This window comes from Microbacterium sp. LWO12-1.2 (assembly GCF_040675875.1).
In the GTDB taxonomy this organism is placed as follows: domain Bacteria; phylum Actinomycetota; class Actinomycetes; order Actinomycetales; family Microbacteriaceae; genus Microbacterium.
The window spans coordinates 2,948,318-2,962,174 of record NZ_JBEGII010000001.1 but is presented as its reverse complement, the minus strand read 5'-3'; the positions used below and the strand labels follow the sequence as shown (position 1 = coordinate 2,962,174).

14 protein-coding genes and 1 tRNA gene are annotated in these 13,857 nt (G+C 68.9%); 10 read left to right on the top strand and 5 right to left on the bottom strand.

All coding sequences use genetic code 11. The features are described 5' to 3' along the window. Nucleotides 1-108 precede the first annotated feature (108 nt). Complete coding sequence (locus tag MRBLWO12_RS14155) at nt 109-672, bottom strand: TetR/AcrR family transcriptional regulator (protein WP_363556527.1); 564 nt, start codon at nt 670-672, stop codon at nt 109-111. A 38-nt stretch (nt 673-710) separates the two neighbouring features. Here MRBLWO12_RS14155 and MRBLWO12_RS14150 point away from each other — a divergent pair, with 38 nt between their 5' ends. Continuing rightward, on the top strand, nt 711-1,883 hold the full coding sequence (locus tag MRBLWO12_RS14150) for a zinc-binding alcohol dehydrogenase family protein (protein ID WP_363556525.1): 1,173 nt from the start codon (nt 711-713) through the stop codon (nt 1,881-1,883). Between the two features lie 36 nt (nt 1,884-1,919). Here the strand turns inward: MRBLWO12_RS14150 and MRBLWO12_RS14145 are convergent. Beyond that, nucleotides 1,920-1,993: transfer RNA gene (locus tag MRBLWO12_RS14145), tRNA-Gly, on the bottom strand. Nucleotides 1,994-2,088: 95 nt separating this feature from the next. On the opposite strand from MRBLWO12_RS14145, the gene dcd reads away from it, so the two are divergent. The 3 genes from dcd to MRBLWO12_RS14130 are packed head-to-tail and all read left to right on the top strand — an operon-like array spanning nt 2,089 to nt 4,119. Further along, a complete protein-coding gene (dcd, locus tag MRBLWO12_RS14140; protein ID WP_141873339.1) occupies nt 2,089-2,694 on the top strand; it encodes a dCTP deaminase in 606 nt (201 codons plus the stop codon). 1 nt (nt 2,695) lies between these two features. Next, complete coding sequence (locus tag MRBLWO12_RS14135) at nt 2,696-3,679, top strand: hypothetical protein (protein ID WP_363556522.1); 984 nt, start codon at nt 2,696-2,698, stop codon at nt 3,677-3,679. Nucleotides 3,680-3,687: 8 nt separating this feature from the next. Beyond that, nucleotides 3,688-4,119 carry a GNAT family N-acetyltransferase gene (locus MRBLWO12_RS14130; RefSeq protein WP_363558612.1) on the top strand — a complete coding sequence of 144 codons (432 nt, stop codon included), beginning with the start codon at nt 3,688-3,690 and terminating at the stop codon, nt 4,117-4,119. A gap of 61 nt (nt 4,120-4,180) precedes the next feature. Here the strand turns inward: MRBLWO12_RS14130 and MRBLWO12_RS14125 are convergent, their stop codons facing one another. Beyond that, nucleotides 4,181-5,008 carry a hypothetical protein gene (locus MRBLWO12_RS14125; RefSeq protein ID WP_363556520.1) on the bottom strand — a complete coding sequence of 276 codons (828 nt, stop codon included), beginning with the start codon at nt 5,006-5,008 and terminating at the stop codon, nt 4,181-4,183. A gap of 103 nt (nt 5,009-5,111) precedes the next feature. On the opposite strand from MRBLWO12_RS14125, the gene MRBLWO12_RS14120 reads away from it, so the two are divergent. The 3 genes from MRBLWO12_RS14120 to MRBLWO12_RS14110 are packed head-to-tail and all read left to right on the top strand — an operon-like array spanning nt 5,112 to nt 6,490. Beyond that, nucleotides 5,112-5,669, top strand: coding sequence for a MarR family winged helix-turn-helix transcriptional regulator (locus MRBLWO12_RS14120; RefSeq protein ID WP_363556518.1), 558 nt, complete (start codon nt 5,112-5,114; stop codon nt 5,667-5,669). A 52-nt stretch (nt 5,670-5,721) separates the two neighbouring features. Further along, nucleotides 5,722-5,997 (top strand): DUF1778 domain-containing protein, encoded by a 276-nt coding sequence (locus MRBLWO12_RS14115; protein WP_363556516.1) that lies wholly within the window; start codon nt 5,722-5,724, stop codon nt 5,995-5,997. Continuing rightward, nucleotides 5,990-6,490: a GNAT family N-acetyltransferase gene (locus tag MRBLWO12_RS14110; RefSeq protein ID WP_363556514.1), complete on the top strand. Its 501-nt coding sequence runs from the start codon at nt 5,990-5,992 to the stop codon at nt 6,488-6,490. The genes MRBLWO12_RS14115 and MRBLWO12_RS14110 overlap by 8 nt, the downstream gene beginning before the upstream one ends. A gap of 34 nt (nt 6,491-6,524) precedes the next feature. Here MRBLWO12_RS14110 and MRBLWO12_RS14105 read toward each other — a convergent pair whose 3' ends face one another. Together MRBLWO12_RS14105 and MRBLWO12_RS14100 are read right to left on the bottom strand one after the other, a co-directional pair. Then, entirely contained in the window at nt 6,525-7,931 is a 1,407-nt protein-coding gene (locus MRBLWO12_RS14105; protein ID WP_363556512.1) for an MFS transporter, read from the bottom strand. A gap of 182 nt (nt 7,932-8,113) precedes the next feature. Further along, nucleotides 8,114-9,010, bottom strand: coding sequence for an Lrp/AsnC family transcriptional regulator (locus MRBLWO12_RS14100; RefSeq protein WP_363556510.1), 897 nt, complete (start codon nt 9,008-9,010; stop codon nt 8,114-8,116). 223 nt (nt 9,011-9,233) lie between these two features. On the opposite strand from MRBLWO12_RS14100, the gene MRBLWO12_RS14095 reads away from it, so the two are divergent. From MRBLWO12_RS14095 to MRBLWO12_RS14085, 3 genes are read left to right on the top strand one after another with little or no spacing between them, the layout of a single operon-like run. Further along, the gene (locus MRBLWO12_RS14095; RefSeq protein WP_363556508.1) at nt 9,234-10,556 is read left to right on the top strand and encodes an MFS transporter; all 1,323 of its coding nucleotides are present in this window, start codon (nt 9,234-9,236) and stop codon (nt 10,554-10,556) included. Further along, nucleotides 10,553-12,220, top strand: coding sequence for an amidohydrolase (locus tag MRBLWO12_RS14090; RefSeq protein ID WP_363556506.1), 1,668 nt, complete (start codon nt 10,553-10,555; stop codon nt 12,218-12,220). The genes MRBLWO12_RS14095 and MRBLWO12_RS14090 overlap by 4 nt, the downstream gene beginning before the upstream one ends. Next, nucleotides 12,213-13,856 carry a thiamine pyrophosphate-binding protein gene (locus tag MRBLWO12_RS14085; RefSeq protein ID WP_363556504.1) on the top strand — a complete coding sequence of 548 codons (1,644 nt, stop codon included), beginning with the start codon at nt 12,213-12,215 and terminating at the stop codon, nt 13,854-13,856. The genes MRBLWO12_RS14090 and MRBLWO12_RS14085 overlap by 8 nt, the downstream gene beginning before the upstream one ends. The last annotated feature ends 1 nt before the right edge of the window (nt 13,857 follow it).

Below are 13,857 nucleotides of genomic sequence, written 5' to 3'. Positions count from 1 at the left end.
CCGGTGTCGAATCTGCTCTTGCGGTCAAGGGCACAGATCCTCAAGATCCAGATCGTCGATGGCCGAAAGGCACACGTTTCCCACTGGTCTCGCGAGGTATCGGCGTCGTCACCCGTCGATCCATCCCTGCATGTCGGTCCACACCGCCGTCAGGGCATCCTCGAGTGGGAGATCGGATGGCCCTTCGAGCCATCTGTCCATCGCAAGGTCGAAACAGGTCACGGCGAGGGCTGCCAAGGTGTGTGCGTGCGCAGGTTCGATGCCGCGTTGGGCCAATGATCGTTCGATGGCGAGGGCGAGGTGATGACTGCGCAGAAGATCGCGCTCGTGCAGCGCGGGTTCGCTGCGGATGATGCTGCGTCGGCGCGCGATCTCTTCTCGCCAGCTCTGGATGCCTCGGCACGCGGCTGCGAGGCCTGCGCGCACGGTGGCCGTTCCGCCGCATTCTTGCGGGATGGACGCCATGAAGTCGCTCACCGCTTGGGGGAACTCGCGATCTCGGAGGAACAGCACATCGCGTTTGTCGGAGAAGTGGCGAAAGAATGTGCGTGTGGTCAGCCCCGCGGCCTCGGCGATCTGGGGAACCGTGGTTCCCGCGTATCCCTGCTCCGCGAACAGGGTCATCGCGGCAGCTTCCAACCGCAGCGCAGCATCCGGTGACCAACGAGGCATAGATCCATGATGACACGAACTGTCGTAAGCTGACCGTGATGACACGAGATGTCATCACGAGTGGAGAACGGATGATGATGAGCGACAACATGGCGGCGTGGATCGATTCTCCCTATGCGGACCTGGCGATCCGAGAAGCTCCGATGCCGAAGCCGGGGCCGGGGCAGCTGGTGCTCGAGGTACGCGCGGTGGCGGTGAATCCGCTCGATGCGATCATCCAGTCCAACGGCACCGTCATGTACGGGTGGTTGCGCTATCCGGTGATCCTCGGAGAGGATGTCGCGGGCGTCGTCGTCGACACCGGAGCCGGGGTGAACGGCTTCACCATCGGAGACCGTGTCGTGGCGTACGCATTGGGCCTGGAGAAGGGGCGGGACGCCGTCTCCGAGAGCGGCTTCCAGTCCTACGTCGCGGTCGACGCGAGCGTGGCCGCCATTCTGCCGACCACGACCGCGTTCGAGGATGCCGCCGTCCTGCCGCTCGCAGTATCCACAGCGGCGGCCGGGTTGTTCGAGAAGGACCAATTGGCACTGGATTACTCCCGTCTCGGAAGCGCGGCACCTCGCGACGAGGTCGTCGTGATCTGGGGAGGTGCGACGGCGGTCGGAGGCAATGCGATCCAACTCGCCAGCGCCGCCGGCTATCGCGTCGTCACGACAGCCTCGGCGAAGAACCACCAACGGATGAGGCAGCTGGGAGCGGAAGCCGTCTTCGACTACCACGACCCGCAGACTCCGAATCGGATCATCGAAGCGGTCGGTGGCTCCGCGGTGGCGGGGATCCTCGCCGTCGCGGTGGGATCGGCCGAGCCCTGTCTGCGGATCGCGCACGCCACCGGTGCCACGCAGATCGCGATGGCGAGCCCTCCCGTGTCGTTCTACGAACAACCGCGCCGTCGCGGCCTCTCCCTCGCCCGTATCCGCCTCTTCCTGAAGCTCGGAACGCGCACGGCGCTCCTGCAGGTGCGCAGTCGTGCCCGCGGTATCAGAGCGACATTCATCTGGGGGAGCGCCATCGCCAGTTCTCCCGTGGGCCCGGCCGTCTGGGGCCGATATCTCCCTGCCGCCCTCGCCTCGGGCAGCCACCGCCTCTACCCCGAAGCCCACATCGCAGGACGCGGGTTTCCGGCGATCCAGGAAGCCATCGACACCCTTCGCCGAGGCGTATCGGCGCGGAAACTCGTCATCACGCTCGAGCACCCACCGAAGTAGCTCGCGGATGTCAGGAAGGGCTCTTGACGTTACATGTGGAGGGACTGACGGGAATCGAACCCGCGCTATCTGCTTGGGAAGCAGAAGTTCTGCCATTGAACTACAGTCCCGAACCTGCACCAGGAGGAACAGGTGATCGCCAGCCTACCTGCCGACCGCCGTATGGCAAAAGCGCCGACTCCGCCCGGGCAACTAGGCTGAACCCGTGCTTCTCAGCGACCGCGACATCAGGGCAGAACTCGCATCAGGCCGTATCGGCCTGGATCCGCACGCGCCGGAGATGATCCAACCTTCGAGCATCGACGTGCGCCTCGACCGCTACTTCCGGTTGTTCGACAACCACAAGTACCCGTTCATCGATCCCTCGGTCGACCAGCCCGAGCTCACGCGCCTGATCGAGGTCGACCCCGACGAGCCGTTCATCCTGCACCCCGGCGAGTTCGCGCTCGGTGCGACGTTCGAGCAGGTCACCCTGCCCGATGACGTCGCCGCGCGGCTGGAGGGCAAGTCCTCTCTCGGGCGCCTCGGACTCATCACGCACTCGACGGCCGGCTTCATCGACCCGGGATTCACGGGGCACGTGACCCTCGAGCTCGCGAACGTCGCGACCCTGCCGATCAAGCTGTGGCCGGGCATGAAGATCGGGCAGCTGTGCTTCTTCCGCCTGACCTCGCCGACCGAGAACCCCTACGGCTCCGGTCCCTACGGCAACCGCTACCAGGGTCAGCGGGGCCCGACGGCATCCCGCTCCTTCCAGAACTTCCACCGGACGGATGTCGGCACGACGGACGTCGGAGCCGTCGGAGGCTGACATGAGCGACGACAGCGCCACCCCGCACGACCCGGAGACTCCGCCGGACCCGGCGGTCGCGCCGTCGCCCGCCGACTCTCCTCTCGCGATCCCGGAGCCGGTGATCCCGCCGGCTCCGCCCGAGATCCCGATCCCGGACGGCCTGATCCCACCGGCATCCTCCGACGTGCCGGATGCGGTCATCCCGCCTCCTCCGCTCGACATCCCGCCGGCCGATTCCGTCATTCCGCCGCCTCCGCCCGAAGCGATGGTGCCCTCCCGGCGCAGCACGCGGCCCGCAGGCACCGACGACGCACCGGCCGCGGTCTCCGAGGAATGGTCGCAGCCGACCATGACGCCTGAGGTGTCGTCCGGCGGCTATCGCGGACTGACGGCGGCGATCTTCGTGTTCCTGCTGATCCTGTTCGCCGGCGCGGTCGCGCTCGTCATCTATCTCGCGACGAGCACACGCCTCGAGTTGCCGACGTTCGGCGAGGAGGCACCGGTGAGCGCGCCTTCGGGGTCGTCGACGACCGAGAGCGATGCACCGACGGTGTCGGTCGCGTCACTCACCACCGACCCCTGCAGCGACTTCTGCGCCGAGATCGCCGCGCAGATCGGACAATCGGTCATCGGCGCAGACGGTGCCACCGAGTGGCAGCTCGTGCAGCCCTGGACTGTCGCCGACCTGGCCGCCCTGCCCGCCGAAGAGGCGACGGCGGCCACGTACGAGTCGGAGGTGGGCTCCCTCGCGTTCACGGTGTGGAAGTTCACGGATGACGCGACGGCCGAAGCCGCGTACGCCATCGCCGAGGAGGGACTCGGCGATCCCTCGAACACGAACTCCGTGTACGAGGACGGACGCGGCACACAGAACACCTACCAGGACGACTCATCCACCACGGTGCTGTGGATCGTCACGGGCGATGGATCGCAGCCCTGGGTCCTGCAGGTGCAGGGCGACGATGACGCGGTGCGGCAGTTCTACCTGTCGCTGCCGATCTGAGCGTGGACATGGAGTGGACGCTGCGTCCGAGCGCGCCCGCGGATGCAGCCTGGATCGCGGAGCTGCGCGCTGTCGTGCTGCGTGATGACCTGACGCGCCTCGGGCGCTATGACGAGGTGCGCGTGCGGCAACGGTTCCTCGACTCCTTCAGTGCCGCCGGGACCCAGGTCATCGTGGTCGATGGCGCGGATGCCGGGTCGATCGCGGTGCGGTCCGACGAGGGCGTGCGGTGGATCGAGCACTTCTACCTCGACCCGGCGCTGCAGGGAAGAGGCATCGGAGGCGCGGTGCTCGAGCGGGTGCTCGCCGCAGACTGCGGCCAGACGTTCCGGCTCAACGTGCTGCAGGGCAGCCCCGCGCTTCGGCTCTATCTCCGTGCCGGGTTCGTGCTCGACAGCGAGGACCCGGTCGACATGTTCTTGACGCGCCCGGCACGCTGAGACGAGAAGAGGGACGGATGCCGAAGCATCCGTCCCTCTCGTCTTGTGTGCACCGGGTAGGTCAGGCGTCGCGTCCGCGGGAGTAGCCCGCGTCGAAACCGCGCTCGTACGCGTGCTGCGCGAAGCGGACGACGCGCTGCGGACCGTGGTGGCCGTGCTCGTCGTGGTGGTGGCCGCCGTGGCCGTGCTCGTGGCCGGGGTGCTCATGACCAGCGTGCTCGTGTCCGGCGTCGCCGCGCGGGCCGAAACCGTGGCTGGAGTCGAAGCCGTGCCGACGGCCGTGGCCGTGGCCGTGGCCGTGACCACGTTCGCCGTGTCCGTGCTCGCCGTGCTCGTGCTCGCCGCGGCAGCCGCCGCCGTGAGCATCCGGGCCGAAGCCGCGACCGAACGGGCGGCCGAACGGGCGGCCGAATCCGTGAGGGAAGCCGTGCCCGCGTCCGTGACGGCGTCCGCCGAAGCCGTGGCGGCGTCCGCGGGGGAGAGGAGTCTCCTCGTCCCAGCCGAAGGCGCGCGCGATCTTCTTGAGCGAGGCGAGGGTGGTGGCCATCTCCTCGGGGGAGACGGCGTCTGCGACCTTCGAGCGGATGCCGTCGACGATCGCACCCAGGCGATCCTTGGCGGCACGCCCGTCGTCGGTGAGCGCCCAGCCGTCGCCCTCGGGGACGACCCAGCCGCGCTCGACGAGGCGATGCAGCTTGTGGTCGTTCAGGGGGCGGCGGGCCGGAACGGTGCCGTCGACGACGTTGAGCAGGCGCCAGTCGCGGCGACTCGCGTGCTCGCCCTCGAAGGCGGTGGCGAACTCGGCCGCCATCAGGCGGTCGGCGGCCTTCAGCCAGTAGCCGAAGGGGCGGGATGCGTTCTCAGATTCGTGTGATTCAGAGGTGTTCATGGGAAGTCCTTAGTTGTCAGTGTGCATGTGTATGTCACAGTGCATGTACATGTAGTGTGACATGCGATGTGAATGCATGTCAAGTCGCATGTAAAATCGAAGCGTGACCTCCGAAGAGATCGACCCGTCCGAAGCCATCGCCCAGGCGCTGTCCCGTCTGCGCGGTCGGCGCCCCGGCGAGCGCGGCGGCCCCGGAGGTCGGGGTCATGGCGGACCGCACGGGTGGCACGGCGGCCCGCGCGGGCACGAGCGCGGACACGGCGACCCGTTCGGGCACGGCCACCCTGGCACGCCGCCGTGGATGACCGACCCTTCCGGCCGCCTCGGGGGACCGGCGCGCATGCGGATGCTGGAGGCACTCGCCGCGGCGTCCGCTCCGCTCAGTGTGAGCGCGCTCGGCGAGGCCATCGGCGTTGACCAGCCCCGCGCCTCACGGCTCGTGCAGCAGGGTGTCGAGCGAGGCTATGTGCGCCGCGAGGCTGACCCCGACGACGCCCGTCGCACACGCATCGCGCTGACCGACGAGGGCCGCAAGGTCGCCAGAGGGATGCGGGGGGAACGTCGCGAGATGCTCGGGCGTGCGCTCGCCGCCTTCACCCCCGAGGAGAGTGCCGAACTCGCACGCCTGCTCAACAAGCTCGCCGACAACTGGCAGCGCTGACTCTCCCCCGGAGTTCTGTGGAATGTACGGAAATCTGCCGTACACTGATTCGATGGCTGCCCCTCTGAAGGACCGACGTATCGAACTGCGCGTGACCTCCGCGCAGAAGGCGGCGATCGAGCAGGCCGCGGCATTGCAGGGGCGCTCGGTCACGGACTTCTCAGCGGAGACGCTGATGGAACGGGCCGAAGAGGTGATCCAGCGGGACCGTCAGTTGCGTGTCGATGCGATCCGGTTCGATGCGTTTATCGAGGTGCTCGACCGACCTGCGCGCAGCATCGAGCAGCTCCGTGACCTGCTCACGCGGGAGTCCGTGTTCGTTGACTGAGTTTCTGCGGCCCCGGCCTCTCGTCGCCGGCGACCGGGTCAGCGACTTCCATTGCGGTGAGGAGGCGCTCGACTCCTGGTTGCGGGGGAGGGCTCGGAGCAACGAGCGGTCGGGCGCCTCCCGCACGATGGTGTCGACCACCCGTGATGGGCGAGTGGCCGGCTACTACTGTCTGTCGTCCAGTTCGGTCGTGCGCGACGCGGTGCCGACGGAGTTGTCGCGTCAGCAGCCCGACCCGATACCGGTGGTGCTGCTCGGGCGCCTCGCCGTCGATGAGAAGTTCGCCGGGCGGGGGCTCGGAGTATCCCTTCTGCAGCACGCGACATCGCGGGCGATCGAGGCCGCGGAGGCCATCGGCATCCGGGCGATCCTCGTGCACGCCATGACCGAGGAGGTGGTCCCGTTCTATGAGCGCTTCGGGTTCACGCGCTTCCCGGGGCAGGATCGAACGCTCTATCTTCTGCTGGCGGACGCCCGCAAGACGATCCTCTGATCACGACGCCCGGCGGGCACGGCCCTCCGCCCCCTCAGCGTGGCGCCTTGACCGGAAGCAGCAGCAGGAAGCCGGCGATCAGCACGATCATGATGCCCAGGATGCCGTAGGCGGTCTGGCTGGTCAGCACGATCAGCAGCGTCCAGGCGCCGGAGGCCATCCAGCTCGCCGCGCGACCGGTGGTGGCGTAGAGGCCGAAGATCTCGCCCTCGCGTCCGGCCGGGGTGACCCTGGCGAGGAACGAGCGCGCCGCGGCCTGCGCCGGACCCACGAAGGCGCACAGGATGAGGCCGCCGATCCAGAACACCAGAGAACCGCCGTCGCGCAGCAGGAACACCGCGAGGCCGGCGACGATCATCGACCCGATCGAGGCGAGGATGATGCGCTTCGGTCCGACCCGGTCGTCGAGGCGTCCGGCGAGGATGGTCGAGACGCCGGCGATCAGGTTCGCGGCGATGCCGAAGATGATGATGTCCTGCGTGCCGAACTTGAACACGGCGGTGCCGATGATCGCGCCGAACGCGAAGACGCCGCCGAGGCCGTCGCGGAACACGGCGCTCGAGAGCAGGTACCAGAACGTGGGACGCGTCTCGGGGTCGCGGTAGAGCCCGCGGATGTCAGTGACCAGCAGCACGTACGAGCGGAAGAAGCCGACCTTGCGCTCGGGGCGGCCGAGCGACGGCTCCGGCACGTTGAGGAAGATCGGGATGCTGAAGATGACGGCCCAGACCGCGCAGCCGACCGCGATCAGGCGGTAGGCGAGACCGTTGTCGGTCGACATGCCGAACCAGTCGAAGGTGTCGAGCACCACCACGATCACGAGGGCGATGATGCCGCCGAGATACCCGAAGCCCCAGCCGAGGCCCGAGATGCGGCCGACGTTCTTGGGGGTGGCGATGCCGATCAGCATGGCGTTGGAGTTGACGGCGGCGATCTCCTGGAACACCGTGGCCGCCGAGATCAGGGCGACGCCCAGCCAGAACAGGCTCGGGGTCGGGGTGACGAACCAGAGTCCGAGCATGCAGAACACCAGAGCGCCGGTGCCGATGCCGAGCCAGAGCTTCTGGCGCCCCGCGGCATCCGCTCGCTGTCCGAGCACCGGGGCGAGCAGCAGGATGCCGAATGCGGCGATGGTCGAGCCGAGCCCGAGGCCGGAAGCGAGGTCGGCCTCGGCGGCGAGGCGCGCCGGGTCGTCCTCCGCGAGCGCAGCGATCTCGGGCGGGAGGAACCCGGTGCCCACCAGGTAGAGCGCGGTGAAGACGAACGTGAGGATGACGGTGTTGAAGGGCTGCGTCGCCCAGTCCCACAGGGCCCACGAGTAGACCTGCTTCTTCGGCGCCGGTGTCTCGCCGCGCAGGTCGAGGCCGATCACGCCGACGGCACCGCTGTTCGCGATCGCCGGGGGCTCCGGAACGGCGGGGCGAGAATCGGGTTCGCTCATGCTCGCAGTCTGGCGGTGTCGGGTGAACGCGCGGTGACGGCGCGCCGCGCTCGCATCCCGCTCCACGTCCTGCGGCCATCTTCAACTTCTGCGGCGCGGATGCGCGCTCGAGGCCGCGGAACGTGCGGTTGGCCGCAGAAGTTACGGGTCAGTCCGTGCGCAGTGGGCGCAGAAGTTGCGGGTCAGTCGGTGCGCAGGGGGCGCAGGGTGCGGGCGTAGTCCTCTTTCAGCACGGCGAGGTGCAGCCAGGCCTCGATGCGGGTGACGCCGGGGAGCGCCCGCAACCGCTCGAGGCTCGCATACAGGGCGCCGGCCGAGGGCTCGACGAGTGTCGCGACCGCATCGAACCGGCCGAGCGTGCGGGCAGCGAAGTCCACGCCCTGACCGGTGCGCAGCGCCTCGATCACGCTCTCGTCGTCGTGGTCGAGGTTCAGTCCGACGCCCATCGACAGTTGCCGATGCGCGAGGCCGCGCGCCTCGACGGCGCTGATCTTGATGACGCCGCCATCGATCAGACGCTGCACGCGGGTGGCGACGGCCGAGGGGGAGAGGCGCACGGCCTCGCCCAGAGCGCGGAAGCTGGTGCGGCCGTCGGCCTGCAGCTGCTCGATCAGGGCTTCATCGATCCCGTCGAGCGTGACGTCGCCGTGGTACTCCGAGACGAAGAAGCCCTTCACGACGGTGGAGTAGATGATCGTGTTGATGTCGAGCACGCCGGTGATCGCCCGGATCTGGGCGAGCAGATCGTGCAGCTCCTCCATCGACCCCAGGCGAACCTCGGTGACCAGGTCGTGCGACCCTCCGACCGCCGACACCAGCACGGTCTCATGCATGTCGCGCAGGTGCTCGGCGACGGCCTCGACCGTGCCGTCGGTGCGGATGGAGACATGGGCGAGCACGTGCTGGCCGAGGAAGACCGGGTCGACGGCGGCGACCACGCGCACGGTGCGGTCGTCGAGCATGCTGCGCAGGCGTGCGGCCACGGCGGCGCGCGACTGGCCCAGACGCAGGGCGAGGGAACGGATGCTGGCGCGCCCGTCTTCCTGGAGCGCGCGGATGAGTTCGGCGTCGAAATCCATGGCTTCCGTCCGTTTCGTCAGTTTCCCCGGAACGCACGCCCACGGGTTCACAAGTTCAGCCTAGGAGCCTTATGCGCCGATGGGAAGGTGAGCTTTGCGCGACCATATATTCATAACTCCAGTGAATGAGCATTCTCGCTGGAGTTCTGCCCTTGCCTGACCTGTCCGCACAGCCGTAGCATCCATCGCTATCCGACATCTTCCGCAAAGGAGCGGGTCTCACATGACTTCCACCCATACCAAGGCGCGACGCGCAGGCTTCGCCGCCTTCGTCGGCACCACGATCGAGTGGTACGACTTCTACGTCTACGCGACAGCCGCCGCCCTCGTCTTCGGACCGCTGTTCTTCCCGAGCGGTGATCGTCTCGCCGAGACGGCTGCCGCGTTCGCGACCTTCGCCGTCGCGTTCCTCGTCCGCCCACTCGGTGGCATCATCTTCGGCCACATCGGCGACAAGCTCGGCCGGCGCACGTCGCTCGTCATCACCCTGCTGCTGATGGGCGCGGCGACCGTGCTGGTCGGTTGCCTCCCCACCTACGAGAACATCGGCATCCTGGCGCCGATCCTCCTGATCCTCCTGCGGGCCGTGCAGGGCCTCGCGGTCGGCGGCGAGTGGGGTGGCGCGGTGCTGATGAGCGTCGAGCACGCCCCCGAGAAGTCCAAGACCTTCTACGGCGGCTTCACGCAGCTCGGTAACCCGGCCGGTGCTCTGCTCGCCTCCGGCATCTTCGCGATCATGTCGCGGGTCGGCGACGACTTCATCATGAACGGCGGATGGCGCATCCCCTTCCTGCTGTCGATCGTGCTGGTCGGCGTCGGCTTCTGGGTGCGCTACCGCGTCGAGGAGACCCCGGTCTTCGAGGCGAAGGTCGAGGGCCGCAAGCAGTCCATGCCCCTCGCCTATGCGCTGCGCACCAACTGGCGTCCGATCCTGCTCGGCATCGGCATCCTGCCGATCTCGACCGGCGGCTACTACCTGGCCACCACGTTCGCGACGGCATACGCGACCGGCGACACCATCGCGATCAGCGAGCAGGTCATCCTCGACGCCATGACGATCGCGTCGTTCGTGGAGTTCGTGGTGACTCTCCCCATCGCCTGGCTGGGCGACAAGTGGGGCCGCAAGAACGTGATGTACATCGGCCTGATCACCTCGGTGCTCACCTTCGTGCCGTTCATGCTCGTGATGCCCGGCCGCGTCGAACCGCTCATCTTCCTGTTCGCCTCGCTGGTGCGCATCGCGATGAGCGCGACCTACGCCCCGATCGCAGCGCTGCTCGCCCAGATGTTCCGCCCCCAGTCGCGGTACACCTCGATCGCGCTGTCCTACGGCGTCGGTGCGGCGGTCTGGGCCGGGTTCTCGCCCTGGTTCGCGACGCAGCTCATCGCCTGGACGGGGAACATCTGGTCGGTCCTCGCCATGTTCGCCGGAATGGCGATCATCGCCGGCATCTGCACCAAGCTCGCGCCTCAGCACTCCGATGAGGCGCCGGTGACTGCTTCCTTCACCGCCCGCACCGACACGACCGCGAACAGGCTGCCATGAGAAAGCTCACCCCCTTCGACCGCTCCTCCCAGACGGAGCCGCGGCTCCTGACCGCCAGGGCGATCCACACGGCGGATGCCACGTCATCCACCGCGTCCGCGCTGCTGACCGACCGCGGGCGGATCGTCGCGATCGGCACCGCAGCCGAGTGCGAGGCGGCCGCCGAGCGCGCTGGCCTCGCCCCGGAGCGGATCGACCTCGGCGACGCGGTGATCGTGCCCGGCTTCATCGATGCCCACGCCCACCCCCTGATGTACGGGCAGCTGATGACCTGGGTCGACTGCGGTCCGGAGAAGGCCGGCAGCATCCCCGAGATCGTGGCATTGCTGCGCGAGGCGGCGTCCGGTCTTCCCGAGGGGCGGCCGGTGCGCGGCTACGGCTACGAGCAGCGCAACCTCGCCGAGAAGCGTCACCCCACCCGGTTCGAACTCGATGAGGTCTCAGCCGACCGCGAGGTCTACCTGATGAACGCCTCGGGTCACGGCGGCGTCGTGAACTCGTACACGTTGACGCTCAACGGCGTCGACCGCGAGACTCCGAACCCCGACGGCGGCGAGTACTTCCGCGATGCGGACGGCGAGCTGACGGGCGAGATCTCGGATGCCGCCTGCAACATGCTCACGGGGGTGCACGGGGTGAAGATCGGGCATCACGGCCCGAACTTCCACCTCGCCGACGAGCCGGAGGAGCACCTGCGCCAGCTGGATGCCGCGACCAGGCGCTTCCTTGCCGGCGGGGTCACCTCGATCGGCGACGCCCAGGTCACCCGTCGCGAGTTCGACATGTACCTGCGCCTCGCCGAGGCCGGTCGCCTCGAACTGCGCGTCTCGATGTACCTGCTGTCGCACCTCCTCGACGAGGCGCTCGAGATGGGCCTGGTCGGCCAGTTCGGCAATGCGCACCTGAGCTTCGCGGGTATCAAGCTCTACGCCGACGGCACGCTCGGCGGCTGGACGGCCTACTTCCCCGACGGCTACGTCGGCGACCCCTGCCGCACCGGCCAGCTCTACCACGAGCCCGCGGAGTACACGGAGCTGATCCGCAAGGCGCACGCGGCAGGGCTGCAGACCGCGACGCACGCGCAGTCGCCGACCGCGATCGAGATGGTCGTGTCGGCGATCGAGGCCGCGCTCGCCGAGCGTCCCGATGCGGATGCCCGCCATCGCATCGAGCACTGCGGGTTGCCCACTCCGGAGCAGATCGAGCGGATGGCCGCCTCCGGCATCCGCCCGGTCAACCAGACCCAGCACTACTTCAACTGGGGTGAGGGGGTGGAGGAGGCCATCGGCACTCCAGGCGAGCGCTTCAACCCTCTCGGTGAGTTCGAGCGGGCGGGTGTGCCGTTCACGATCTCCTCGGATGCTCCGGTCGCCGAGCCCATTCCGCTCGAGGCCATCCAGACCGCGGTCACCCGGGTCACGCGGCGCGGGCACAAGCTGGGTCCCGACGACCTGCGGGTCTCGGCGCTCGCGGCCCTGCGCGCGCACACCATCGAGGGGGCGATCTCGATCGGACGGGAAGACGACCTCGGCTCGCTGGAAGTCGGCAAGTACGCAGACTTCGCGGTGCTCTCGGACGACCCGCTCGCGGTACCGGCCGAGGACATCGCCGCGATCACCGTGCGCGAGACCTGGGTCGACGGGGAGCGCCGTCACCATGTCTGAGAGCGCCGCTCACATCGATGGCACTGCTCACATCGGTACCTCCGCGCAGTATGCGGATACCGCGGGCCGGGCCGTGCTGGAGACGATCCGCGCCTATGGCGTGACGGCGGTCTTCGGCATCCCCGGCACGCACAATCTCGAGCTCTACCGTCCGCTCGCCGACCTCGGCATCCGCGCCGTCACGAACCGGCACGAGCAGGGGTCCGGCTACGGCGCCGACGGCTGGGCGCAGCAGACCGGGCTGCCGGGGGTCGTCATCACGACCTCGGGGCCGGGACTGCAGAACGCGATGAGCGCGATCGGCACGGCGTTCTGCGAGTCGCGTCCGCTGCTCGTGCTCTCGCCCGGAGTGCCGCTCGGTGCGGAGTTCGCCGACGTCGGCACCCTGCACGAGACGAAGGATGCCACGGCCATGGTCGGTGCGATCGCCGAGTGGTCGCGCCGGGTCGGCAGCGCGGCGGAGGCCGTCGAGGCCGTGCACGATGCGTTCGCGCTGTTCCGCACCGGACGCCCTCGTCCCGTGCACATCGAGATCCCGCTCGACGTGCTGGAGTCCCCGGCCGAGGTCCCCGCGGCAGACCGCCGCGCCCGTGCGCTGCCGCCCCGCGCCGCCGGAGACGCCGGTGCGATCGCCGAGGCCGCACGGCTGCTGTCCGCCGCGCGCACGCCCGTGATCGTGGCGGGAGGCGGCGCGACCGCTGCCGCCGCCGAGATCACCGCGCTCGCCGAGCGGCTCGGCGCCCCGGTGCTCACCACGCTCAACGGCAAGGGCGTCGTCGACGAGCGGCATCCGCTCGCGCTCGGCTCGAACCTGCGCCTCGCCGCCGCACGCGAGGTCGCCGAGGCGGCCGACGTGCTGCTCGTGATCGGGTCGAAGCTGGGGGAGGCGGAGCTGTGGGCGCCCCGGCTCGAGGCGCGCGGTGCCGTCGTGCGTGTCGACATCTCGCCCGCGCAGATCGACAAGAACCTCTCGGCCACGGTCGGGATCGTCGGGGATGCCGCGGCCGTCGCCGGAGCGCTGCTCGCGGCGCTTCCGCCGGGCGTGGGCCCGGTGCCCGCGCTCGACGCCGCGCGCACCGCGATCAACGCCGAGATGCGCGAGACCGCGCCCGACACCGTCGCCCTCGCCGAGATCATCGCGGCCGGTCTGCCGGACGACGCGATCGTCGCCGGGGACTCCTCGCAGATCGTCTACATGGCGCTGGGCAGTGTGCTGCGCCCGCAGCACCCGCATTCCCTGCTCTACACGCCCACCTACGCCACCCTCGGCTACGGGCTGCCGGCCGCGATCGGCGCACGTGTGGCGCAGACCGAGCGCCCGGTCGTGACCGTGATCGGCGATGGTGCACTGATGTTCTGCGTGAACGAGCTTGCCACCGCGATCGAGCAGCGCCTCGACGTCACGATCGTGTGCGTCGACAACGGGGGCTACGCCGAGATCCGGCAGAACGAGGTCGACCGCGGCATGGTGCCGATCGGCGTCGATCTCGTGCAGCCCGACTGGGCCGCGCTCGCGCAGGCCTTCGGCGGTGTCGGACGGCGGGTCGACCGGCGCGACGACATCGCCTCGAGCATCCGAACCGCCATCGCCGAGGGAGGGGTGCAGCTCGTGCACATCCCCCAGGCGGCCCTCTGAC